Below are 23512 nucleotides of genomic sequence, written 5' to 3'. Positions count from 1 at the left end.
TAAGGAAGGAATGAAGAAGCCCCGGCGTGGCAGCCGGGGCTTGGGGACAGGAAGAGAACTATCTGGCGGTGTTATTCGTTCCAGGTGACGCCGCGCATGGAGCCGGTGCGGAGGAGTTGCTGGTGCATGGCGAAGGCGTTGGCGAGGGTCTGCGGGGTGTGGCCGCCTTCGGAGAGTTTCGCGTAGCGGCGGAGCTCGTCGCGAAAATCCGGATGCGCGCATTTCTCGATGATGAGGTGCATGCGTTCGCAGGGATCTTTGCCTCGAAGGTCGGCGACGCCTTGCTCGGTGACGAGGATCTGCACGGAGTGTTCGCTGTGGTCCATGTGGGAGACGAGCGGGACGATGGTGCTGATCTTGCCACCTTTGGCGGTGGACGGACAGGTGAAGATGGAGAGGAATGCGTTGCGGGTGAAGTCGCCGGAGCCGCCGATGCCGTTGACGAGGTTGCGGCCGAGGATGTGGGTGCTGTTGATGTTGCCGAAGAGGTCGGCCTCTATGGCGGTGTTGATGGAGATGAGGCCGAGGCGGCGGACGACTTCGGGGTGATTGGAGATTTCTTGCGGACGCAGAAGGAGTCGCGAGCGGAAGGCGGGGAGGTCTTTGTAGATGGAGGCGAGGACAGTGGGGCTGACGGTGAGGGAGACGCCGCTGGCGAATTCGATTTTGCCGCTGCGCATGAGCTCGATGACCGAGTCCTGGATGACCTCGGTGTACATACTGAATTTGGGGATGTCGGGGTGGGCGCCGAGGGAGCCGAGGACGGCGTTGGCGATGTTGCCGACGCCGGATTGAAGGGGCAGGAATGAGGGAGGGATCGCGCCGCGGCGGAGTTCGGAGGCGAGGAAGTTGGCGACGTTTTGGCCGATCTGAGTGGTGACGGGTGTGGGGTCTTCGAAGCCGGCGGTTTCGTCGGGGAGGTCGGTGAAGACGACGCCGGCGATTTTTTTGGGGTCGACGCGGATGTAGGGAGTGCCGGCGCGGTCGGAGGGGGAGAAAACGGGGATGAAGCTGCGGTGCGGAGGATCGACGGGTTCGTAGATGTCGTGGAAGCCGCGGAGGGCGGCGGGGTGATGGCGGTTGAGTTCGATGATGATGCGGTCGGCGACGCGGCAGAAGGTGGGAGCGGCGCCGACGGCGGAGGTGAGCACGATCTGGCCGTCGGCGGTGACGTCGGAGGCTTCGATGATGGCCCAGGAGAATTTGCCGAGGAAGCCGTAGCGGACGTTCTGCGGGAGCATGCTGAGGTGCATGTCGAAGAAGTGCGTCTCGCCTGAGTTGATACGCTGACGGAGGTTGGGGTCGGACTGGTAGGGGGTGCGGAAGGAGATGGCGTTGGCGGCGGCGAGGGCGCCGTCGACGGAGGGGCCGGTGGAGGCGCCGGTGACGACGCCGACCTGGAAGGGGTTGCCGGCGGCGTGCTCGGCCTGGGCGCGGAGAGCGAGGGCGCGGGAGACGGCCTTGGGGGTGCCGGCGGGCGTGAAACCGCTGAAGCCAAGGGTGTCGCCGTGCTGGATGAGGGCGGCGGCTTCGGGCGCTGTCAGAACAGGGAACTGCGCAGACGCAGATGGAGCGGACGTGGGGCAGGGAAGGGGCATGGGGTGGCTGAGTTTAAGAGCGAAGCGGCCGGAAGAGAATTCCGGCTTCAGGTCGATGACAGCGGGGAGTGTTCACGCAGCCGCTCTTCGATAGCAATGACCGCAGCCTGGACGGTGGTGAGCATTTTGTCGCCTTGTTTCAATTCGAAGAGGACTTCGTCCGGCAACTGGGCTCGCACGGTAATGTTATAGAGGATGCGGGTGTTGTCGGTGTATTCCCCTTCGATGGTGACATCGACGCGGCTAACCGGGCGCGCGTGTTTGAAGAGAGGATCGACGGACGACTGGATCTGTCGGCGGGTGTCGGGCGAAAGCTCGAAGCGGAGAACGTTGATGAATGTTTTGGCGCTCATGGATGGGTTTGATTTGGAGATGAGGCTGGCGGGCGTGGGGTTAATTGCTGTGTGCGGTGTGATCGGGAGATGCGCTGGTTTTGCCGGAGAGCAGCCCGTCGAGCGGCTGGGCACCGAGCGTGCCGTGCAAGGACGTGCGGTACGCGGGCGACTGCACAAGGGTGAGTTTTTCCCGTGCGCGGGCGAGGCGGTCATCGATGGATTTGTGTTCCACGGGAGTGAGGTAACGCGGGCGATCCAGGATGTCCTGGAGGTAGCGTTCATGCCTTGTCCAGAGGCGGACATCGACCTGCTGCCGGGCATCCAGACGTCGCGCGTACCAGTCGCTGGCAAGCAGGGAGTCGCGAGTGAAGAGCTGGCGCACGCCGGGAGAGGCGAGGGTTTCGCCGTCGCATCCGCCGTGAGCCATGATGTGGAGCAGTGCGCGAAGTGGCGGGCAGGCGAGTTCGATACTGCGGTCGGCGAAATAGCTTTCGGCGACGCGTTGATGGGTGGTGACGATGTTGTCCATCCCGTCGGCAAATGTATCCGCGTCCTGGAGTTCGGGCCGAAGCATCTCATCCGTGAAGACGGCATGCGGGTGATTAAACACGCGGCCGAAGTACATGCGCACGAAGCGGGTGGTGATGCGGTAGCCGAGGCGGCTGGCGAGGATGCGTCTGCCTTTGTGCGTGAAGTCTTCGCAGGGTTCCAGGCAGCCGTCGGCGATCAAGGTGCGGGCGTCGCGCTCGACCGGAGTCATGCGCGAAAAAACCTCCGGGATCAGGAGGGAGACGTCGTGATCGACCCGGACGTGAGGACCGACGTAGCCGGCGGCGGAGAGAAATCCGTCATGGCCGGTGAGAATAAGCGAGACGAGGGTGGCGTTCAGGTCGATGATGGGAGACAGGGCGTTGAACGGGCCTTTGGTCAGGGCGCCTTCGGAACCGGCGCCGGTGGTGGAGGGCGATTTCCCGGTCATGCTGCTGATGAACTCCATGAAGAGCTCGGGCAGATCAAGGTAGTGAATGGGGTTAAAGACGGCGAGGGAGCGAATCCGGCTTTCTGGAGGATTGTTGCGGCGTCCGGGAACGACGACGTTAACCGGCGAATACAGTGGATCGAGAGGGCCTAGGTTACGGTGAAGGCGGGCGCACAGGGCGGCGAGGGAGGTGCCGACGGGGTCGGCGATGTCGGGGCGGAGTTGCAGGTAGCGCGGGTTTTTTGTGGGCTTTCCGTCAACGATACGCGGATGCGCCGAAGAAACGAAGTATTGGGGCGAGGCCGGTTCGGAGGCCGATGCGCCGATGAGCTCGCGCATCGGCGCGGAGTAGGCGCGGTAGCCAACGGCATCGTCGAGCAGGGTTTTCGCATCGTCAGCGCTCAAGGGTTCGTAGTTGGAAAGGAACGTGCCGGGGGTGGCCATATCAGCCTCCGCCTGGCGGTCGTAACCGCGGTGGATGGCATCGTCCGGACGCTGGAACAGACGGGTTTCGCAGTTCTGGACGAACTTGAGGGAGATACCCTGGGGCGGAACAGGCATGACGCCGCCTGCATGATCGGTGCGACGCGCAGGCAGCCATGCGGGGGGAAGGCTAGCGCGCGGGACGACGACGGAGGCGGTGATGTCGTCTTCCATCTGGACTTTGGCGGCGGGATGAAAATCGCTGCGCAAACCGAAGACACGCCATGAGCCGTCTTCCCTGAAGCCGACGCGAAGGCTGTGATTGACCACGCGTGCGCCATCGAGCTTCAGCTCGTAGCCAGGACGGCCATTGATCGTGTCCACGGTGAAGTGACTGCGCCAGGAGGCACCCCACTCCGGCTTGTAGAATCGTTTAAGGACGAAGAGCAGTTCTTTGATGTGCTGAGGTATGGAGAGCAGCCAGGCGTTGTACTCATCTGAATATTCGCGACGTGAGGGAGTCAGGAGCTTGATGACGCTGCCGAGTGAGCGCGCGGGACTGAGGAATGGGCGGAGATCCTGATTGTTGCGGACTGGATCTCGAAAACGACGCGATGTATCCGTCGAAAGAATGCCGTCAATCTGGTCCAAATCACGGTCGAGGTCCGCTATGAAGACGTGACCAGGCAGGATGGCGTAATCTATGGCTTTGGAGATTTCGGATTTTCCGCCGCCTGAGACGGTGCAGGGCTTATGGCAGAGCGTGCCCTCGGCGGACGTACCGACGAGCCGCCAGGCGGAGCGTTCGCCTGGGACTTGCTCCATATGCACGCGATAACCACTGGGGCGCACGTAGGTTTTCTCTGCGAGGAGTTTGATCGACCTCGTCTGACCGGAGGAATCTAGCCAGCTGACCAATTGTTTTCGCAGGCTGAAAGTTGTGCGTTCTGGCACCAGGATGATCTGTGGAAGCGTGTCATGGATCGCATGCCCTGCGGGTTGGATCGAGAACTCGCCGCCCCAGGATTTCAGCACAGTTGCGAGCGAGTATTTTTCCGGTTCGGAGTATCCGGTGAATTCGTTTTCTAGTTCGTAGCTGGGATACACGAGTGCGCCGCCGGCATGTTCCTCTTCGGTTAGGCCATAGAGATTAGTCGCGTAGCTGATCTGCGTCTTCACCTCTTTCTTGCAGTAGCCGTAATAGTTGTCGGCGATGATAGTGACCATGACTCCATGTTCATCACGCGCAGTGATCTTGAACGCAGAACCGTTGTTGTAGAGTTCAGTGGAGTCTTTCCAGCACATGCCGTCTCGCTGCTGACGAAGAGTGGCGTGATCCCAACGAGGAAGGCCGACGCTTTCTTTCGTCACAGTCGTCAGGTGCGGAGCGAGAATGACGCAACCAGTATGGCCGGTCCAGTGATCAATATCGAGGCCCGCGTCGTTGACGGGCAGATACGGATCTCCGGCGTTTCCGAAGATGGATTCGACAAAGTCCAGATTGCTGACGAGAGAGCCTGGGGCGAAGAATCTGATCTCGATGCGTTTTTCATCTATGAATCCGGGGACTGCAGGGCAGAGCAGGGGCCGCATCAATAACGAGACAAAGCACTCAGCGGGACGGGCCTGTGCTTGTGTGTAGGGAAGGCGCATCGATTCCGCTGAGGCCTCAAAGGCGCGTGACAGCAGTTTTCCGTAGGTGGCTGCAGGCACGGCCAGTTTATCATCGGGGATGGGGAGCCCGCCTTCGGCGATATGAAAAACACCCTGAGTGGTGCGCCGGTCGTTGGCGGGATTATGCAGCACGCCCTGCCGCACACGGTAGCTCTTAAGCAGCGGCGAGGAATGCTCGTCGGCATCGGCAGGCAGCGAGAGGGCTCGCGCAAGTCCGGGTCGATCGAGCACAAGTGTGTGAGTGGGAAGTCGGGGCGCACCACCTGAAGCGGCGAGGTAATGATCCAGCCACATTTGGATGCGATGGTCCGCCGGGCAGAGAGGATTTTTTAACTGACGGGAAATTTCGTGGAATCGGGCGACAAGCGGATGCGTCAACGATTCAAATTCAGTCCCGAGGGCAATCGAGCCATCGCCGGCAAAAAGAGCCAGACGAAGGTTGATGGCGTCGCGAAGATCAGTCGAAACCGTGCTAGATTCGGTGCGCATAGAAGTGGGCATTGTGCTTTCAGTTTAAGGAATATCCCGAGGCATCACTCCGCATGCTTTGCCGAAAACTGCGCACCTTCCTCAATTTTGTCGGCGATAGATTTCAAGCCGTCACTTTGGCCGTGTGGCGGATCGCGCATGAATGCAGCTTTTAATGGCGTGAATGCTTTTCGAAGACGGTTCAGCGTTGAGATTGCCACTGAGCGGCGATGTATTCGGCGCAACGTTCAAGAGCTAGATCAGCCCGCTGGGCAATCGCTGCTCATGTCTGCTATCAGCAATAAATCATTACTTCGCACAATAAATATTATGTCCAATATTTCCAGTCCGCTATTTTCCTGGCTGAAGTGTCGGAGTGTCGGCGTGCTTATGCACCCGACTAGTCTTCCTGGCGCTCAAGGTATCGGGGTTTTGAATAGCGCGGTTGATGACTGGCTCGAATTACTTGCAGCAGCTGGTATTCGTTACTGGCAGGTATGCCCACTTGGGCCGACTGGCTATGGGGACTCACCCTACCAATGTTTTTCGGCGTTTGCTGGAAACCCCTATCTCATCGACTTGAACGCACTCGTGCGCGCTGAGCTACTTTCTGATGCCGACCTAGCCCCGCTGACTGCTCTGCCCCGAGATCATGTCGATTTTGGCTGGCTTTATGTGACGAAGTGGCCGGCCCTTTTCCGAGCTTACACGAATTTTAAGACAAAACCTAGCCAACCGCTGCCCTATGGGGATTTCGAGCGGTTTCGCGCTGAGCAGCGCGACTGGCTGGAGCCGTTTGGGCTTTTTCAGGCGCTCAAGGATCATCACCATCCCAAGCCTTGGTGGGAATGGCCTGATAGCGTTCGCTTCTTCAAAAAGGCGCAGTCTTCACGGCTTCCTGATTCAGTTTATGAGCGCGCGGAAGCTCATGCATTTTTCCAGTACTTGTTTTTCGGACAGTGGCGTGAAGTTCGCCAAAAGGCCCAGCGGCTCGGTATCGAGATCATCGGCGACGCCCCGATTTTTGTGGCCCGCGATAGTGCGGATGTCTGGTCGAATCCCGAGCTCTTCCAAATCGACCGGACCAGTGGGCAGCCGGTTTTTGTGGCAGGAGTTCCCCCGGATTACTTTTCGGCGGATGGCCAGCTTTGGGGGAATCCGCTCTATGCGTGGGAGTCCCATGCACTGGATGGATACCGCTGGTGGCTCAGTCGGCTGCGGACCAATTTTCAGGTTTGCGATGTGCTTCGCATCGATCACTTCCGGGCCTTCGATACTTATTGGTCGATTCCTGCCATCGCGAAGACGGCAAAAACCGGCTCTTGGAAGCCCGGCCCTGGAACCGCGTTTTTCCAGGCGATAAAAGAAGCTATGCCGGACGCCCGCTTGATCGCGGAAGACCTGGGAGAGCTTATGCCGTCTGTCGTGGATCTGCGTGAAGCGACCGGGCTTCCCGGCATGGCCATCTTGCAGTTCGCCTTTGGCGGCGATGCGCAAAACGCCTACCTGCCCCACAACCAGCGCGCCAACAGCGTCGTCTACCCAGGTACTCACGACAACGATGCAACGCTTGGCTGGTATCACTCGACCGACGAAAAGACTAGGGATCATGTACGGCGCTATTTTCGCGTTAGCGGCGCAGAGGCTGGCTGGGATTTTATCCGCGCCAGCTATGCGTCAGTCGCCAACCTGGCGGTGATTCCGTTGCAGGATTTACTCAGCCTGGGTGCCGAGGCCCGCTTTAACACGCCTGGCGTGGCGGCAGGCAACTGGCAGTGGCGTTATCAGACCGCCCAATTATCTGCACTGCGCTCACAATCAGCTGACTACTTGATGGAACTTGGCGTGCTGTACGGGCGGACGTCTGAAGCGAAAAGCTGAATACCCGAACGGACGCTTCACGCCACGCTCACCCGCTCATCATTGCACCGCTTGCTAGCGATAGAGCGCGGTGATGGGCGCGGCGGTCAATACGTTGTATTGTCGCACGGCGAGCCTCCACCACTCGGCCAATCCCTGGCTCGGCATGCACCAGAGTTCGCGGTGCAGCCAGATCATCGAATCGGCATCGAGCAGCAGCGCCATTTTCTCTTTTGTGGTGAATCCAGCAGGGCCCTCCCTGAGTAGCCGCATGCGTAGCTGCGCGAAGTAATCCCGCGATTCTTCACTCGGCCGGCGCTGCCGAAGAAGTGAAACATGCACGGCATTCACGTAGGGATCGAGCACGGCTTGGAGCATCCCGTAGTCTGCGCGCAACGACTCAATCGGGCGCATATGTTTGTAGCATTCGGCCAGATTCTGGCGAAGGCGGCGCAACTCGTAAGGCGGCTGCGTTTCTTCGGGAGTCAGGAAAATTTTCCACTGACGGGCCTTTTGGCCGAGACTGACTTTGCTCAACGCGATCGAGATCGGAATGGAAAGCACAAGCCCGGCAAGCACAGGGCTTAGCCACCAGAAAAACGCGGGGGAGATGATGTACGACGAGACGCCCCAGACGACGCCGAAGAGGATGTGCGGCGAATGCGTGATGATCGCCTCGCGCCAGTCCGTGTCGTCATCGTCGCTGCCACGTTTCTGTGTGACCCACGAGACGCCCTGTCCCAGCAGCGTGTACACGACGAATTTGCTGTTGAATAGCATGTTCACCGGCGCGAGCAGCGCCGAGAATGCGTTTTCAATCAGCGCGCTCAGCACGACAGCGCCCGGGCCGCCAAAACGTTCCGCCTGCTTTTTGTCCTGCACAGTCAGTATGACGCCGATGATTTTGGGCAAAAAGAGCAGGAGCATCGTGAAGACGAACAGCGTGAATGCCTCAGGCACGGCAATGATGTATCCAAAGAATGAGGTCTGAATCTCAAGCGCGGCTCCATGCGCCGGGCTGCGCACGAGATCGAACACGTGAATCGTGCTCAGCACCAAAAAAAAGAGCCACAGCGGCGACGATACATACGCCATGACGCCCATACCCAAATGGAACCGGTTGATCGGCCGAAAGCCTTTGGCTGCGAGCAGCCAACTATGCTGCATGTTTCCCTGGCACCAGCGGCGATCGCGTTTGGCGCTCTCGATCAATGTCGGGGGGCCTTCTTCGTAAGTGCCATCAATGTCGCTTGCCAGCCAGACTGCCCAGCCGGCCTTTCGCATAAGAGCAGCCTCGACGAAGTCATGACTCAAGATGCGCCCGCCGAAAGGCTCACTACCTGGGAGATCCGGGAGCGCGCAGTGATCGATGAATGGCTGCACACGGATCACGGCATTGTGGCCCCAATAGTTGCCGTCGTACTGCTGCCAGTAATTAAGCCCGGCGAGGAAGATCGGGCTGTAGAGTCGATTGGCGAACTGTTGCAGGCGGGAGTAAAGCGTCTCGCCATTCACCAGTCGCGGCGCGGTCTGGATGATACCCACGCCGGGGTTCTTCTCCATCGTGGCGACGAGCTTCACGAGCGCCTCGCCCGTCATGATGCTGTCGGCATCGAGCACGACCATATAGCGGTAGCTTTTGCCCCAGCGTCGCAGGAAATCGGCTACGTTACCGGCCTTCTTGTTTATTTGCTGGCGTCTTTTCCGGTAAAAAATTTTCCCGAATCCACTGACCTGTTTGCAGAGCTCCACCCAGGCGACTTCCTCCTGAATCCATTGATTCGGCTGATTGGAATCGCTGAGCATGAAAAAATCGAAGTGCTCTAATTTCTTAGTCTCCTCCAGCGAACGAAAGATCACGCGCATACCCTCGAACACACGGCTCACGTCTTCGTTAAACACCGGCATAATCACTGCAGTGCTGGCCAGCGGCACTTCTTCGCCGGGCTTCACCGTGCTCGTGATCTGACGGCTGTCACCACCGCGATTCACAACATAAAACCCGAGCAGTGCCGTGACGAAACCGATCGCGATGTGCGTGAAAAGCAGCACGAACAGTCCGAGCAGCGTCCACTCCAGCACGCTCAGCTGTCCGCCATCCTGCCAGAGCAAATCGGCCATGAACCACGTGGCCAGGCTGGTCAGGATGAAAACCGCTGTGAAGAACGTGCGGCGACGGCGAGCGAGCCGGGGGCGGTCAATAAAATCGTTCGAGACGATGCGCATGGGAATACTCGTGATGCTTGGTCGCGTCGCTACTCAGCGTGTGACCCGGAAGATGGCGAGCAGCGTGGCCAGAAAAAATCCCCATAGCACCAGCGTTCGCAGGATGGGCCACTTCTCGAACCGCTCCAGCGTCTCGCCGGCCGCTTCACTAATGGTGCCAAGATCGATAGGCCTCGGAGCCATGTTGGAGAACGTCATGTCGGGCCCGGCCTGCATGGAACTGGCGCGCATTTCGCGGGTGAAATCCTCAGGAATCGTTTGGCTGTCCAGAAAGGCGTAAGGCCATTTTTGCGGACCATCGGAAAGTAACATGGCAACGCGCCCGGCCGTCGCGACGCGCTCCTGAGGATGGTTTTTATTATCGAGCACTTCGGAAAACCACTCATCCATCAACGCCTCGATCTCCTCGGCGGCGAGGGTGGTCGGCTCGAGCGCGGGGTTGGCTTCGTGCCTGCGTGCGGCGCGCTCCAAGACTGTCTGAATCAGGCGGCTTTGATGAAGACGGTTGTGGATGCGATGAGCGCGCAGGTAATCCTCGACGCGCACGTAGGCGGCGTTCCACGCCTCCATCGTCCCGGTGCGGGGACGGAAGCGCGAAAGAGGCGCGTCTACGGATTCCAGAGGTAACTCCATGTTTCTGTCAGGATATGGGGCTCCCGTTTTAGGAAGCAACGGAGTTCCACAGGCTTTCCAGAGCCATCGGGCTTGATCGAAAATGCCACGCGCCACGTGCCGTTGTATTGGTTTTTCTGGACATCCTGATGCACGAGCTCGGCGCCTGCGCCCACCGTCACGACAGCCTCGATCTTGGGGCTGCCAGCCCCCTGCAGGTAAGCGCCGTCAAAATCTACCCAGAAGCGGCGCAGCTCCGGTTCGTGCGTCTTGGAAAAGCCCTGCCTGGTAGCCGACGTGAAGCCAGCGGGCGGCCCCTTGGCGCCTCCCTGTTTTTCCATAAACCAGTGAAGCTTGTATTCAAATACCAACGGCTTGCCTGCAGGCGGTAGCGCCTCCGGTGTCCAAAACGCGACGATGTTGTCGTTGGTTTCATCGGGCGTCGGCAGCTCGACCAAGCGCACAGATCCACGGCCCCATTTGCCAATCGGCTCCACCCAGGCGCTCGGCCGGAGGTGATAAGCTGCCTCCATATCTTCGTAGTTAGAAAATGCACGGTCGCGCTGCACTAGGCCGAAGCCTTTGGGGTTTTCATCGCTGAAAGCAGCGACACGGACCGCACCAGGATTGGTCAACGGCCGCCACACCCATTCCCCCGTGCCGCGCTCCATTAAAATTCCATCGGAGTCGTGAACCTCCGGCCGCAGGTCGCCTTCACGTGACGAAGAATTTTCACCGAACCAGAACATGCTCGTCAGCGGAGCAAGCCCCAGGGTCTTCACATTGGCGCTCTCACGCAAATACAGAGCGGCTTTCACCTCCATCACCGTTGAGGCGCCGGGCGCGATCGTGAGGCGATAGGCACCGGCCACACTCGGGCTGTCGAGCAGCGCGTAAACAACCACGTCTTTGGAGTCTTCAGCGGGCCTCTTTACCCAGAACTCCTCAAAGATCGGGAACTCCTCGCCACCCGGCTCGGCGGTGTTGAGCGCGAGGCCGCGCGCGGAGAGTCCGTAACGCATCTTCTGCCCGAGCGCGCGAAAGTAGCTCGCCCCCTGGAAGACTGCCAGTTCGTCAAGATAGGCCGGATTATTCAGAGCGTAGTGTATCCGGAATCCGGTGAAGCCCACATCGCCGGGCACACGGCCCAGATCGGTGTTTTTTCCATATGAAAAAAGCTTCGTGGAGAATTCGACCGGACTCTCTTTCCCATCCGGCTCGATCGTCGAGAGCTGCACCGTCTTGTTGTAGATGAAACCAGGATGAAAAAACTGGAGCTGAAATGGCAGGCGCTCCCGCATCCACCACGCGCGGTTGGGCTCGAAGCGGATGTCGCGGTACTGATCGTACGTCAGATTGCGCAACGAGTCCGGCACGCGGCTTTCATGCGTGGCGTAGGGCTTTGAGGCCAATGCCTTGGCGCGATATTGCAGCACCTCGAAGTCGAAGGGCATGTCGTCGCTATTCGAGGCGAAGACACCGGCGAATGAGGCGAGGAACGTGGCGGCAGTCAGGAGTCGTTTCATTTATCCAGGAAAAAGGATTTTTGTTTGTCCGAGATCGGAAGAGCGGCGCGCTGCATGACCTTCAGAAGATCTTCCCAAATAGCCCGCTTCGAGCGGTTCGTGGGATTGCGGAGGATGTACGACGGATGGTACGTCACCATGACCGGCTTTTCGGCAAACGGTTTCCAGTTGCCGCGGATTTCTCCCAGCGTCTTGAAACTGCCGTAGCCAAAAAGTCCCTGCGCCGCAGTCGAGCCCAAGGCTACGATCAGATCGGGATTCACGATCTCCAGCTGCGCGCGCAGATAAGGCAGGCAATACGTGATCTCCTCCTCGGTCGGCGGCCGATTGCCCATCTGCGCCTGTCCCGGCACCGTCGGCAGATCCGGACGCCAGTTCATGATGTTGCCGATGTAAACGTCGCTGCGCTTCAGCCCCATCCCTTGAATCATCTTAGTTAGGAGCTGGCCGGCCGGGCCGACAAACGGCTCGCCCTGGATCTCCTCTTCCGCGCCCGGCGCTTCGCCGCAGAAGAAAATCTTCGCATCGAGGCTGCCCACACCCAGCACCACTTTTTTGCCAGGCCGCAGATGCTGCACGCAGACCGAATCGCTCCTAATCATGGCGAGCAACGCATCCCAACGCGTCTGCTTGTCTCCAGGGGGCAACGACACCACAGGAGGCGGCGGTAATTTAGTCGCACCAGCAGTCGTCGCCGCAGGCTGTGACGCCAGCCCGCTTGTTGCGGCCGCAGCTGCTGAAACCGAGATACCCGCCCGGCCTTCCACCGGCGAAGGCGCTGCCCCTCCAGGAGCCAAAACGCCCTTTCGCGCGTCCGTCATCGCCGTCCCGCTCGCTGTCGAAGTTGTCGCCACGTTCCCACCACTCTGCCCTGCCCTCGCCGCGACGATTTTCCGCAAACCCGCCAGCGCCTGATCGGAGACCGATACGGTTTTCACGCCGCCAGCCCGCAGGCGCTTCAATTCATCAGACAGAGCGGTGAGCGCGGCGCGCATGGGAGGTCAGGCGTTACGTGGCTGAGGGTGAGCGAGCAGCTTCTCGACATACTTGCCCAGCAAGTCGAATTCCAAGTTCACCGGATCGCCCGCGCGCTTGGTGTGCAGATTAGTAAACGCGACCGTGTGCGGAATCAGCCACACCGCGAAACTGTCGCCCTCCACTTCCGCAACCGTCAGCGAGATCCCATCGATCGCGATGCTTCCCTTGTGAACGATGTGCCGTCCCCCACCCGGCTGCGTGCGCACGCGCAGAAAATGATCCGCTCCGCGTTGCTCAAAAACCTCGATCACGCCGAGCCCATCGATGTGCCCCGTGACAAAATGTCCGCCGATCTTCCCATCAAAACGCAGACTGCGCTCCAGGTTCACTGGAGATCCCGCCGCGAGCACCGAAATGCTCGTCAACCGCTTCGTCTCCTCGAGCACGTCGAACTCCATCTGCGTCGCGTCAAATTGCACCACCGTGAGACAGCACCCATTGATCGCGATACTATCGCCCAACGCCACGCCCTCCAACGCCACGCGCGCGGCGATTCTCAAACGCCACGCCGCCTTCTCCTGATTAAAGGAGATCACACGGCCGGTTTCTTCGACGATACCTGTGAACATGGAAGCCGCATGGGAAAGCATCCGCCCCCCCTCGCCAAGCCGCAAAAAATACACCTCGGGCAACTCGCCAAACCCTCCCGAGGCCTCTTCCACTGCTACCGCCAAGTCCAGCCCACTGACTCGACCCGTTGCCCACTCGGTCAGACGCTAGAAAAATAAAACTCCCTGTAATCTCGGATACAACTGGTCGGTGCCTACTCACCGATTTTGCCTCTGACAACTGGTGCGGGCGGAGGGAGTCGAACCCTCTTCTCATGCTTGGGAAGCACACATAATAGCCGGTATACTACGCCCGCAGAAGGCTCGCGGATTCAACGCACCGACCCGCCCTCCGCAATCACGAACTTTGCGTCATCTTCGCACGCGATCCGCCGCCACTGAAACGCACCGCCCCTTTCCGCGCTCAACTCAACGCCAGCCGCTCCCGCAGAAACGCAGCAAAGCCCTCGATGTCCCGGCTCGAAAGCTCACGCCCTCGCGCCAGGAACGGAACCGCGCCAGCGACCAACGCAATCGTGGCGCCATCCGTGATGCCCTCTTCCACCGCCAGTATCTTGGCGATCGTCTCACGCCGCAGAGCCGCACCGCCGGATTCGTCCGGCGAAAAACCCCCAGCCGATTCAACATCCGCCAGGCGGCTGAGCAACCTGCGGGAAAGATAAGTGGCGCGATCAGTCATTCAGCGCCCGACTAAATGTCTCCGCCTGCGCGTGGCGAGCGACGTTCTCCATTCCCCATCCGCCGCGACCGGCAACGCCACGCTGGGGACATTCCCCTAAGTCCGACTCCACAGACACCTCATTTATGCCCGCCCACGCTCGCTGCACTTGAGCTCTCAGAGGGAAAAGCCGATAACTTGCGCATGAACATCTCGTCCTCCGTCAACCCCTCCTTGATCAGCGATCCCGGTGCCAATGGCAGCGCCGCCCGTCAGGAATACAGCGTGGCGGTCGCCGTGAAGATCAACGACGCGATCAAACAGGAAGGCGCCGCTGCCGTGAAGCTCATCGAGTCCGCCCCCCGCTCCGACGACTCCAGCAAAGGCCGCAACCTGAACGCCTACGCCTGAGCCTCGCTCAACTCTCTTCGCGCCGCGCGCCTTCCCGAGGTCCGCGGCTTTTTTGTGCCCGGATCACGAATACGACCGCCGGCCATCCAGCGCGCTCTTCAACGTCACCGAGTCCGCGTAAAGCACCCCGCCCCCGCTCGGCAGCCCAAACCCGATCCGCGTCACCGTGATCTTCTCCGGCATCACTGAATCCTCCTCGACGCTCATCGCACCGTCCTCATTCACCCCGGCCGACACTCCTGCCACCGGCAAATGCTGCGTCAGATAATGACACGTCGCCTCGCCCTCCACGTCGTTCGACAGTGCCAGGATCAACTCCTTCACCTCGCCCGCTTCCACGCGCTCGAGCAACGCCGCGAAATTCAAATCCTCCGGCGCCACACCTTGGATGGGCGACAGTTTTCCATGCAGCACATGGTACACGCCGCGATACGCGCCCGACCGCTCCAGCGCCACCAAATCAGGCACATGCTCGACCACGCACACCACCGACGGATCGCGCCGCCCGTCTCCACAAATCTCGCACAACTCGCCCTCCGCAAGATTCCCGCACCGCGTGCAACGCCGCACACTCTTCGCCGCCGTTTCCATTGCCGCCACCAGCTCCTGTAACTTCGCCGGCTTCTCCACGAGCAGGTGCAACGCGATGCGCTCCGCCGACCGATACCCCACGCCCGGCAGCTGCTTCAGCTGCTTCTGTAATTTCTCAAAGGCGGGCGTCATGGGATTTCTCTAAAAACAAAATCGCCGGCCGGCGGAGTGCAACCCCCGCAAGCCGGCGAAAACAAATTTGCCTTGTTTCAATTCGCGCGGACCGCACTTCGCGCCGCGCTCCAAATCAAAACATCCCCGGCATCTGGAACGCCGACGTCACCTTCTGCATTTCCGCGTCGTTTTGCTCCTTCGCCTGCTTCGCCGCGTCCTGGACCGCCGTGAGAATCGTGTCCGACACGAACTTCGCGTCTTCCTTCAAAAACTCCGGATCGAGCGTCAGCCCAAGAAATTTGCCCGAGCCGCTGATCTTGATCTTCACCGCGCCGCCGCCGCTGGTGATTTCGAGCTCCTTCGCATCAAGCTGGCCTTGGAGCCCCTCGATTTGCTTCTGCATTTTCTGAGCCTGTTTCAAAAGTTTGCCGACGCCTGCCATGGTATGAAGTGGGTTTAGAGTTGGTCTGAAGTTTGCGTGAGAACGTCCAAATGCGCCCAACCGCGCGCGCTCTTCAAGCCCCAAGTATCGCCACGTAGCCTTCCCGGAAACTCGGGTAACTCGCCCGCCACCCCAGCACCCGCTTGATCTTCGCGTTGTCGATCACCCGGTCCGGCGTCACCGCACGCCGCCCCGCCGCCGGCGCTCCCGTGAAAACCGGCAACGCCACGCCCAGTTTTCCGGCCAGCCACGCCACGATCTCGCTCTTCGGAGCCGCCCCGTCATCCGCCACATTAAAAATCTCTCCATCCGCCGCGCTCGCGAGCAACGCGCTCCAGATCGCCGCGCAAATATCCTCCCGGTGAATCAAGTTCAGCCGATGCTCCCCGCGTCCCGCGACTTCCCCGCTCCGCACCTGCTCCAGCAAATGATGCCGCCCCGGCCCATAAATCCCCGCCAGCCGCAGCACCGCCCTCCTCCCCGCCGCCTTCGGCAAATTCAACAAAAGCTCCTCCGCCTCCACCAACACCCGAGGCCGCTCGCCCTCGCGATCCACCGCCGCCGCCTCATCCACCCGCACGCCGCCATCCTGCGGATACACCGACGTGCTGCTCGTATAAACCGCCGCACCCGCTCCCCCTTTCGCCGTCAACCACCCCGCCACCGACCGCATCCCTTCCAGATAACTCCGCCGATAACCATCGATCCCCGCGCCGCCGCCGCTCACGCAGTTCACCACAAAGTCCGCTCCGCCCGCGATCCGTTCGTGCCACGCGTCACTCGCGAGATCCGCCACCACCGCCTCGATTCCCTTCGCCGCAAACGCCCGCGCCGTCTCCTCATTTCGGGTCAGCGCCGTCACCCGCGCGCCCGCCTCGACCGCCTGCCGAGCCAGCTCGCCGCCCACATAGCCCGCGCCAAACACCACCAGCCGCTTGCCGCTTAACCCGCTTAAATTTCGAAGTGCATTCGCGCTCGTCATCGTATTCTTAAAACAACCATGCCTACGGTCCTCATCATTTTGCCAGAGGGATTTGAAGAAGTTGAAGCCATCACCCCGATCGATGTCCTCCGCCGCGCCGGAGCCGAAGTCACCGTCGCCGCCCTCGGCGAAACCACCGCCGTCAAAGGCAAACACGGCATCGTCGTGACCGCCGACCGCCTCCTCTCCGCCGTCCCCGCCGGCCACACCTTCGACCTCCTCATCCTCCCCGGCGGCCCCGGCGTGAGAAAGTTCCGCGCCGATCTCCGCATCACCGCCATCGTCCGCGCCCAGGCCACCAGCGGCAAATGGCTCGCCGCCATCTGCGCCGCCCCGACCGTCCTCAACGACGCCGGCCTCCTCAAAGACAAACGCTACACCGCCCACCCCAGCACCGCCGACGAACTCAAAAACATCCTCGCGGACCAACGCGTCGTCATCGACGGCAACCTCATCACCTCTCGCGGCGCCGGCACCTCCCTCGACTTCGGCCTCACCCTCGTCGAAAAACTTTTCAGCCCCGCCAAGTCCGCCGAAATCGCCAAAGCCATCTGCGCCTGATCAGCGGGACATCCCGCTTCGCCCTAGCCGCGCTTGTCAAAGCGTGGCCCCTCTCCCTCGCACACTTCTGCCCCTCACCGCGTAGGCGAAGCCCTATACGCGGACGCCGCTCCGCTGAAAACTTTCAGCCAAATTTAACTCCCTGCCCCCCGGTCCGATGATTGCCATAAGCCCCGCCGCTCCCTGAGCTTGCGCGCGCCGCCCTCCGCAACCACTCACCCCGTTGGCCAACTCACTCACCGCTCTCCGCCGCCAACCCTCCGCGCCCCCGCGCCAGCCTCTCCGCGTTCTTAAAATCCGCACGCTCTTCCTCCCATGTGCGGCATAGCTGGTTTCATCAGTCCCCACGTTAGCCCCGACGCCCGCCACACCGCCGTCGCACGCATGAACGCCGCCATGCTCCACCGCGGCCCCGACGATCACGGCATCGTCTCCGACGGCCCCGCCACTCTCGGCATGAGACGCCTCGCCATCTTCGATCCCGCGCACGGCCATCAACCGATGACCACCTCCGATGGCCGCTTCCATATCGTTTTCAACGGCGCCATCTACAACTTCCGCCAACTCCGCGCCGAGCTCTCCTCCGTCGGCCACACCTTCCGCTCCGACTGCGACACCGAAGTCCTCCTCGCCGCCTTCGCCCACTGGGGCTCCGCCTGCCTCGCCCGCCTACGCGGCATGTTCGCCTTCGCCGTCTGGGATTGCCGCGAACAATCCCTCTTCCTCGCCCGCGATCCTCTCGGGATAAAACCCCTCTACTACTCCCTCGGCCCCGCCACCTCTCCGTCTTCCGATTCCACCCCCGTTTCCACCGGCGGCTCCTTCCTCTTCGCCTCCGAACTCCGCGCCCTCCTCGCCTCCGGCCACTGCTCCGCCGCCATCTCGCCCGAATCCGTCAACGCCTGCCTCGCCTACCTCACCCCCCACGCGCCCGCCACGATCTACCGCGACGCCCTCAGCCTCCGCCCCGGCGAATGCGCCACCTTCAAAAACAATCGCCTTCAAATCCGCGCGTATTGGACCTTCCGCGACGGCACCGCTTTCCCTTCCGTCTCTCAACTCTCAACCCTCAACTCTCAACCAATTCCGCGCGCCTACTCGCGCGCGGAATTCAGCTCCCAACTCCGCACCCAGCTCGACGACTCCATCCGCGCCCACACCTTGGCCGACGTCCCCGTCGGTGCCTTCCTCTCCGGTGGACTCGACTCCGGCGTCATCGCCGGACTCATGGCGCGCCAGCAGGGTACAAAACTAAAAACCTTCTCCATCGGCTTCGCCGAAACCGCCTACTCCGAAGCCACTGAAGCCGCCGCCACCGCCGAGTATCTAGGAACCGAGCACACCGCTCTCGTCCTCTCCGGTGAACAGGTCGCTGACGATCTCCCCCGCATCCTCGCCACCTTCGATCAACCCACCGGCGACGCCATCAACACCTTTTACGCCAGCCAGCTCGCCCGCGCCTGCGGTGTCACCGTCGCACTCTCCGGCCTCGGCGGCGACGAACTCTTCGGCGGCTACCCCTCGTTCCGCAACACGCCCAAACTTGCCCGCTGGCTCCCGCTCTGGCGCGCCCTTCCCTCCGCGCTCCGCCGCCCCTTCCTCGCTCAACTCCGCCGCGGCCGCACCCGCCGCCAGAAACTCGCCGACTTCCTCGAACACGCCTCCGACCTCCACAGCCTCGCCTCCCTCCAGCGTCGCAACTTCTCCGAAATCCAGCGCGCCGCCCTCCTCTCCCCCGACCTCGCCAACACCTTCCCCTTTTCCCCGCACCCCGAGCTCGCCCACCTCTCTTCCGAACTCCCGCCTAACGACACTGATCCCTTCTCCGTCATCAGCGCCTGGGAAATCCGCACCTACATGGCCGACGTTCTTCTCCGCGACAGTGATGTCATGAGCATGGCCCACTCCCTCGAACTCCGCGTCCCCTTCGTCGACCGCCCGCTCCTCGAATGGCTTTGGCGCCAGCCCGCGCATTTCAAAGACGATCCCTCGCTCTCCCCCAAAGCCCTGCTCGCCGAAGCCGCGCGCGACGTCCTTCCGCCAGATCTACTCACCCGCCGCAAACGCGGCTTCACGCTCCCATTCCCGCTCTGGATGCGTAGCACGCTCCGCCCATTCCTCGACGAAACATTCTCCGTCTCCAGCGTCGCCCGCTCCGGCTTCTTCAATACGTCCGCCGTCACCGCCCGCTGGCAAACCTTCCTCTCGCGCGACGTCAGCCGCGACTGGTCCCGCCTCTGGAGCCTCGCCGTCCTCATCACCTTCGTAAACCGCCGCCGCTAATCCCGTCGACCGATGAAAAAAGTTCTCCTCCTCGCCCCCGAACTCTTCGCCTCCGAGGGCGGCATCCCGCGCATCCTCCGTCTCTACCTCAAAGCCCTCTGCGAACTCGCCCAACCCTTCGGCCACGTCGATCTACTCGTTCTCAACGATGCCGTCTTCGATTCCCGCGACCTCCGCCGCTACTCCGACAAACGCCTCGAATCCTGGGAAGCCTGCAACCGCCACAAATCCCGTTTCGTCCGCTCCACCCTCCGCCACAGCAAACGCGCCGACCAGATCGTCTGCGGCCACATCGGCCAGCTCCCCGCCGCCTGGCTCGCCCAACGTCTCCGCCCGCGCCTCCGCTACTCCCTCGTCGCCCACGGCATCGAGGTCTGGCGTCCGTTCACCTTCCTGGAGCGCCTCGCGCTCAAGCGCGCCCACCGCATTCTCTGCGTCAGCGAATTCACTCGCCGCGAGCTCCTAAAAAACATCCCCAAGCTTCCGCCCGAGCGCGCCATCGTCCTACCCAACGCCCTCGACCCTTACCTCACCACACTTCCCAGCGACTCCGAAGCGCCAACCGGCACCAACCCCGACATCCTCACCATCTCCCGCCTGTCCAAGGCAGATAACTACAAAGGCATTGATCACCTCATCGAGTCGCTTCCACAGATTCGCCAAGAAATCCCTTCCGCCCGCCTCCGCATCGTCGGCCGCGGCGACGACCTGCCCCGCCTGCAATCCCTCGCCAAAAAACTCCACCTCGGCGACGCCGTCCGCTTCCTCGGCTACGTCGGCGACGACGATCTCCGCCGCGAAATCCGCGACTGCCGCATCTTCGCGCTCCCCAGCCACCGAGAAGGCTTTGGCCTCGTTTACCTCGAAGCCATGGCCCAAGGAAAACCCTGCGTCGCCGCCCGCTCCGGTGGCGCCCCCGAAGTCCTCTCGCCCGAGACCGGCGTCCTCGCCGAATACGCCAATCTCCCCGCGCTCTCCCAAGCCTGTGTCCACGCCCTCCGCCGCGAATGGGATTCGTCCGCCATCCGCGCCCGCGCCGACACATTTTCCTATTCGCGTTTCCGCGACCACCTCGGCTCCCTCCTCTTCGCGTGAATCCCCTTCCCGCCACTCCCGTAGCCCCGCCCGCCGTAGCCGCGAGCGCCAGCGAGCGGTCCGCCCCCCTCGTCATCGAAGCCGGCCGCGCCGACCTCCACTACTGGCGCGACCTCTGGCGCTACCGCGAACTCGCCGTCCTCCTCGCCTGGCGCGACATCCAGGTCCGCTACAAACAAGCCGTCCTCGGCATCACCTGGGCCCTCATCCAGCCCGCCGTCCAGACCGTCCTCCTCTGGTTCGTCTTCGGCAAACTCGCCAAAATGCCCGCCGGCGACGAATCCATCCCCTATCCCTTCCTCGTCCTCTCCGGCCTGCTCCCCTGGCAGCTCTTCTCCGCCGCCTTCAACAACGCCGGTAACTCCCTCGTCGGAAATTCTCACCTCATCTCCAAGGTCTATTTCCCGCGCCTCATCATGCCGCTCTCCGCGCTCGCCGTCGCGCTGCTCGACATGCTCATCCTGCTCGCGCTCACCCTCCCCGTGATGGCCGCCTTCGATGTATGGCCAACCTGGAGACTCCTCCTGCTTCCCCTCTTCACCCTCGGCACCCTCCTCATCGCCCTCGGCGCCGGACTCTGGATCACCGCCCTCACCGTCAAATTCCGCGACTTCCGTTTCATCGCCCCGTTCATCCTCCAGATCGGCATGTTTGTAACACCCGTCGGCTACCGCACCGATCTCCTTCCTAACTGGCGCGACCTCCTCGCCCTCAATCCCCTCACCAGCATGGTCGAAGGTTTCCGCTGGTGCCTCCTCGGCGGACGCACCCAATTCGATCCCTCCGGCCTGGCCATTTCCCTGCCCATCACCGCGCTGCTCCTCATCACCGGACTCTGGTACTTCCGCAAAACCGAACGCCACTTTTCCGACGTGATCTAACCATGTCTGCCGAGCCCATTATCACCGTCGAAAACCTCTCGAAGCGCTACCGCCTCGGCTCCGCGCCGCGCCACACGAGCCTACGCGATTCACTCAGCAACACCGCGCGCAACCTCCTCTCCCGTCTCCGTCCGTCGTCCACGCCACCTTCTTCCGATTCCGAGTTCCACGCCCTCCGCGACGTCAACTTCACCATCAACCGCGGCGACATCGTCGGCATCGTCGGCCGCAACGGCGCCGGCAAATCCACGCTCCTCAAAGTTCTCTCGCGTATCACCGAACCCACCACCGGCCGCATCACGCTCAATGGCCGCGTCGCTTCGCTCCTTGAGGTCGGCACCGGCTTCCACGGCGAACTCAGCGGACGCGAAAACATCTTCCTCAACGGCGCCATACTCGGCATGACCCGCGCCGAGATCCGCAAAAAATTCGACGAGATCGTCGCCTTCGCCGAGGTCGAGCAGTTCCTCGACACGCCCGTGAAGCGCTACTCGAGCGGCATGTACGTCCGCCTCGCCTTCGCCGTCGCCGCCCACCTCGAACCCGAGATTCTCATCGTCGACGAAGTCCTCGCCGTCGGTGACGCCGCCTTCCAAAAAAAATGCCTCGGCAAGATGCGCGAGGTCTCCACCGGCTCCGGCCGCACCGTCCTCTTCGTCAGCCACAACACCAGCGCCCTCCTCGATATCTGCAACCAGGGCATCTGGCTCGAACGCGGCCAGGTCCGCGCCAGCGGCCCCATCCGCGAAACCATCTCCGGCTACCTGGCCACCGGCACTGTCTCGCGCGCCGACTTCTCTCCACGCCCCGACCAGCCGTCTATGCTCTACGCCGAGATCGACACCGCCCGCCTCCAATCCGGCGACCTCGTCTTCAACGTCGCCTTCCGCTCGCCCACCCCGCTCCGCCCGCCCGTCGTCGGCATCCATCTCTACACCCGCTTCGGTCAACCCATCTTCGGAGCTAACACCCGCATGACCGGCCCCGAGTGGAATCCTTCCGCCTCCTCATCCGGCATCATCACCGGTCGCGTCACCCTGCCGCCACTCCGGAGCGACACCTACCGCGCCTCCTTCTGGCTCGGCGACGCGAATCAGGATTACGACTACAAGCCCGACGCTCTCACCTTCGACTACCTCGGCCGCGACTTCCACCCGCGCTCACCCGGCACCGAAGTGACCGGCCCCGTCCACTTCCCCTGGGAATGGTCCTTGTCTGAAACGCCTCGGTCCTAAGTGCCCCCCGTGGACATCACCGTCATCATTTGCGCCCACAACCCCGCCCGCCCGCGCCTCCAGCGCACGCTCGAAGGCCTCCGTCTTCAATCGCTCCCGTCCGACCGCTGGCAAACCCTTCTCATCGACAACGCCTCCTCGCCCGCGCTCACGCCCGACGAGTTCGTCTCCCACGCTCCGCCCAATCTCCGCCTCCTTCACGAGCCCACCCTTGGCCTCACCGCCGCCCGCCGCGTCGGACTCCGCGCCGCCACCACCGAGTTCGTGATCCTCGTCGATGACGACAACGTCCTCGCCCCCGACTACCTTGCGGAAACCCTCGCCGCCTTCGCCCGCCTCCCCCGCGTTGGCGCTCTCGGCGGAAAATCCCTCCCCGAGTTCACGAAAACAATTCAGCACAACGACTGGCGCCGCGAATTCTTTCCGCTCCTCGCCCTCCGCGATCTCGGCCCCGCCGAAAAAATCTCCACCGGCCTCCGCCCGCCCGGCGCCACGCGCAACCAATACCCCGACTTTGCCCCCATCGGCGCCGGCATGGCCCTCCGCCGCTCCGCCATCACCGCATGGCTCGAAAACACCTCCTCGCTCACCGACCGCCGCGGTACCGAGCTTACCTCCGCCGGCGACAACGACCTCATCTTCTCCGTTCTGCGTTCCGGCTGGGAAGTCGCCTACGTTCCCGCCCTCAGCCTCACCCACCTCATCCCGCCGTCCCGCCTCACTCCGCGATACCTCGCCCGTCTCAACCACGGTATTCAAAAATCATGGACCCAACTCCTCCTCCTCCATGATGCCAGCCCCTGGCCGCCGATCGCGCCTTGGACGCTCCACCTCCGCCGCCTCAAAGCCTGGTTCACCCTCGGCGCCTGGCGCAGCCCCGCCGCCCTCATCCGCTGGTCCGGCACCTGCGGCCACTTCGAAGGCCGCGCTTATCCGCCACGCGCTCGCTGA

20 protein-coding genes and 1 tRNA gene are annotated in these 23512 nt (G+C 62.0%); 8 read left to right on the top strand and 13 right to left on the bottom strand.

The annotated features are described in order from the left end of the window. Positions 1–71 precede the first annotated feature (71 nt). From CMV30_RS18210 to CMV30_RS18200, 3 genes are read right to left on the bottom strand one after another with little or no spacing between them, the layout of a single operon-like run. Positions 72–1598 carry a butyryl-CoA:acetate CoA transferase gene (locus tag CMV30_RS18210; protein ID WP_096057353.1) on the bottom strand — a complete coding sequence of 509 codons (1527 nt, stop codon included), beginning with the start codon at positions 1596–1598 and terminating at the stop codon, positions 72–74. 47 nt (positions 1599–1645) lie between these two features. Next, positions 1646–1951 (bottom strand): HPF/RaiA family ribosome-associated protein, encoded by a 306-nt coding sequence (locus CMV30_RS18205; protein WP_096057352.1) that lies wholly within the window; start codon positions 1949–1951, stop codon positions 1646–1648. Positions 1952–1991: 40 nt separating this feature from the next. After that, a complete protein-coding gene (locus CMV30_RS18200) occupies positions 1992–5498 on the bottom strand; it encodes a PPi-type phosphoenolpyruvate carboxykinase family protein (RefSeq protein ID WP_425437068.1) in 3507 nt (1168 codons plus the stop codon). Between CMV30_RS18200 and malQ the strand changes: the two genes are divergently transcribed. Further along, positions 5379–7358 (top strand): 4-alpha-glucanotransferase, encoded by a 1980-nt coding sequence (gene malQ, locus CMV30_RS18195; protein WP_425437067.1) that lies wholly within the window; start codon positions 5379–5381, stop codon positions 7356–7358. The genes CMV30_RS18200 and malQ overlap by 120 nt on opposite strands. A gap of 54 nt (positions 7359–7412) precedes the next feature. Here the strand turns inward: malQ and mdoH are convergent, their stop codons facing one another. The 7 genes from mdoH to CMV30_RS18160 form a co-directional block, all read right to left on the bottom strand. After that, positions 7413–9563, bottom strand: coding sequence for a glucans biosynthesis glucosyltransferase MdoH (gene mdoH, locus CMV30_RS18190; RefSeq protein ID WP_096057350.1), 2151 nt, complete (start codon positions 9561–9563; stop codon positions 7413–7415). A 33-nt stretch (positions 9564–9596) separates the two neighbouring features. Then, positions 9597–10196 (bottom strand): hypothetical protein, encoded by a 600-nt coding sequence (locus CMV30_RS18185; RefSeq protein ID WP_096057349.1) that lies wholly within the window; start codon positions 10194–10196, stop codon positions 9597–9599. Further along, complete coding sequence (locus tag CMV30_RS18180) at positions 10172–11701, bottom strand: OpgD/OpgG family glucan biosynthesis protein (protein ID WP_217494423.1); 1530 nt, start codon at positions 11699–11701, stop codon at positions 10172–10174. The genes CMV30_RS18185 and CMV30_RS18180 overlap by 25 nt, the downstream gene beginning before the upstream one ends. Beyond that, on the bottom strand, positions 11698–12696 hold the full coding sequence (locus CMV30_RS18175) for a uracil-DNA glycosylase (protein WP_096057348.1): 999 nt from the start codon (positions 12694–12696) through the stop codon (positions 11698–11700). The genes CMV30_RS18180 and CMV30_RS18175 overlap by 4 nt, the downstream gene beginning before the upstream one ends. A 6-nt stretch (positions 12697–12702) precedes the next feature. Continuing rightward, positions 12703–13308, bottom strand: coding sequence for a riboflavin synthase (locus CMV30_RS18170; RefSeq protein ID WP_096057858.1), 606 nt, complete (start codon positions 13306–13308; stop codon positions 12703–12705). 221 nt (positions 13309–13529) lie between these two features. Then, positions 13530–13604 (bottom strand) — tRNA-Gly (locus tag CMV30_RS18165). A 107-nt stretch (positions 13605–13711) separates the two neighbouring features. Next, positions 13712–13987: a hypothetical protein gene (locus CMV30_RS18160; RefSeq protein WP_096057347.1), complete on the bottom strand. Its 276-nt coding sequence runs from the start codon at positions 13985–13987 to the stop codon at positions 13712–13714. 183 nt (positions 13988–14170) lie between these two features. Here CMV30_RS18160 and CMV30_RS18155 point away from each other — a divergent pair, with 183 nt between their 5' ends. Further along, the gene (locus CMV30_RS18155) at positions 14171–14377 is read left to right on the top strand and encodes a hypothetical protein (protein WP_096057346.1); all 207 of its coding nucleotides are present in this window, start codon (positions 14171–14173) and stop codon (positions 14375–14377) included. A gap of 63 nt (positions 14378–14440) precedes the next feature. Here CMV30_RS18155 and recR read toward each other — a convergent pair whose 3' ends face one another. The 3 genes from recR to CMV30_RS18140 all read right to left on the bottom strand — a co-directional run bounded on the left by recR (position 14441) and on the right by CMV30_RS18140 (position 16590). Then, complete coding sequence (gene recR / locus CMV30_RS18150) at positions 14441–15100, bottom strand: recombination mediator RecR (RefSeq protein ID WP_096057345.1); 660 nt, start codon at positions 15098–15100, stop codon at positions 14441–14443. 115 nt (positions 15101–15215) lie between these two features. Continuing rightward, positions 15216–15524: a YbaB/EbfC family nucleoid-associated protein gene (locus CMV30_RS18145; RefSeq protein WP_096057344.1), complete on the bottom strand. Its 309-nt coding sequence runs from the start codon at positions 15522–15524 to the stop codon at positions 15216–15218. A 73-nt stretch (positions 15525–15597) separates the two neighbouring features. Continuing rightward, positions 15598–16590 carry an NAD-dependent epimerase/dehydratase family protein gene (locus CMV30_RS18140; protein WP_425437111.1) on the bottom strand — a complete coding sequence of 331 codons (993 nt, stop codon included), beginning with the start codon at positions 16588–16590 and terminating at the stop codon, positions 15598–15600. On the opposite strand from CMV30_RS18140, the gene CMV30_RS18135 reads away from it, so the two are divergent. From CMV30_RS18135 to CMV30_RS18110, 6 genes are all read left to right on the top strand, one after another. Continuing rightward, a complete protein-coding gene (locus CMV30_RS18135; RefSeq protein WP_096057342.1) occupies positions 16525–17067 on the top strand; it encodes a DJ-1 family glyoxalase III in 543 nt (180 codons plus the stop codon). The genes CMV30_RS18140 and CMV30_RS18135 overlap by 66 nt on opposite strands. Before the next feature lie 315 nt (positions 17068–17382). Next, positions 17383–19350 carry an asparagine synthase (glutamine-hydrolyzing) gene (asnB, locus tag CMV30_RS18130; protein ID WP_096057341.1) on the top strand — a complete coding sequence of 656 codons (1968 nt, stop codon included), beginning with the start codon at positions 17383–17385 and terminating at the stop codon, positions 19348–19350. A gap of 12 nt (positions 19351–19362) precedes the next feature. Further along, on the top strand, positions 19363–20445 hold the full coding sequence (locus CMV30_RS18125) for a glycosyltransferase family 4 protein (RefSeq protein WP_096057340.1): 1083 nt from the start codon (positions 19363–19365) through the stop codon (positions 20443–20445). Between the two features lie 74 nt (positions 20446–20519). Further along, positions 20520–21326: an ABC transporter permease gene (locus CMV30_RS18120; protein WP_342755719.1), complete on the top strand. Its 807-nt coding sequence runs from the start codon at positions 20520–20522 to the stop codon at positions 21324–21326. A 2-nt stretch (positions 21327–21328) separates the two neighbouring features. Continuing rightward, positions 21329–22561 carry an ABC transporter ATP-binding protein gene (locus CMV30_RS18115; protein ID WP_096057338.1) on the top strand — a complete coding sequence of 411 codons (1233 nt, stop codon included), beginning with the start codon at positions 21329–21331 and terminating at the stop codon, positions 22559–22561. Positions 22562–22570: 9 nt separating this feature from the next. Further along, a complete protein-coding gene (locus CMV30_RS18110; RefSeq protein WP_096057857.1) occupies positions 22571–23512 on the top strand; it encodes a glycosyltransferase family 2 protein in 942 nt (313 codons plus the stop codon).

Source organism: Nibricoccus aquaticus, assembly GCF_002310495.1.
In the GTDB taxonomy this organism is placed as follows: domain Bacteria; phylum Verrucomicrobiota; class Verrucomicrobiia; order Opitutales; family Opitutaceae; genus Nibricoccus; species Nibricoccus aquaticus.
The sequence above is the reverse complement of the archived record's forward strand: the minus strand, read 5'-3'. Positions and strand labels throughout refer to the sequence as shown.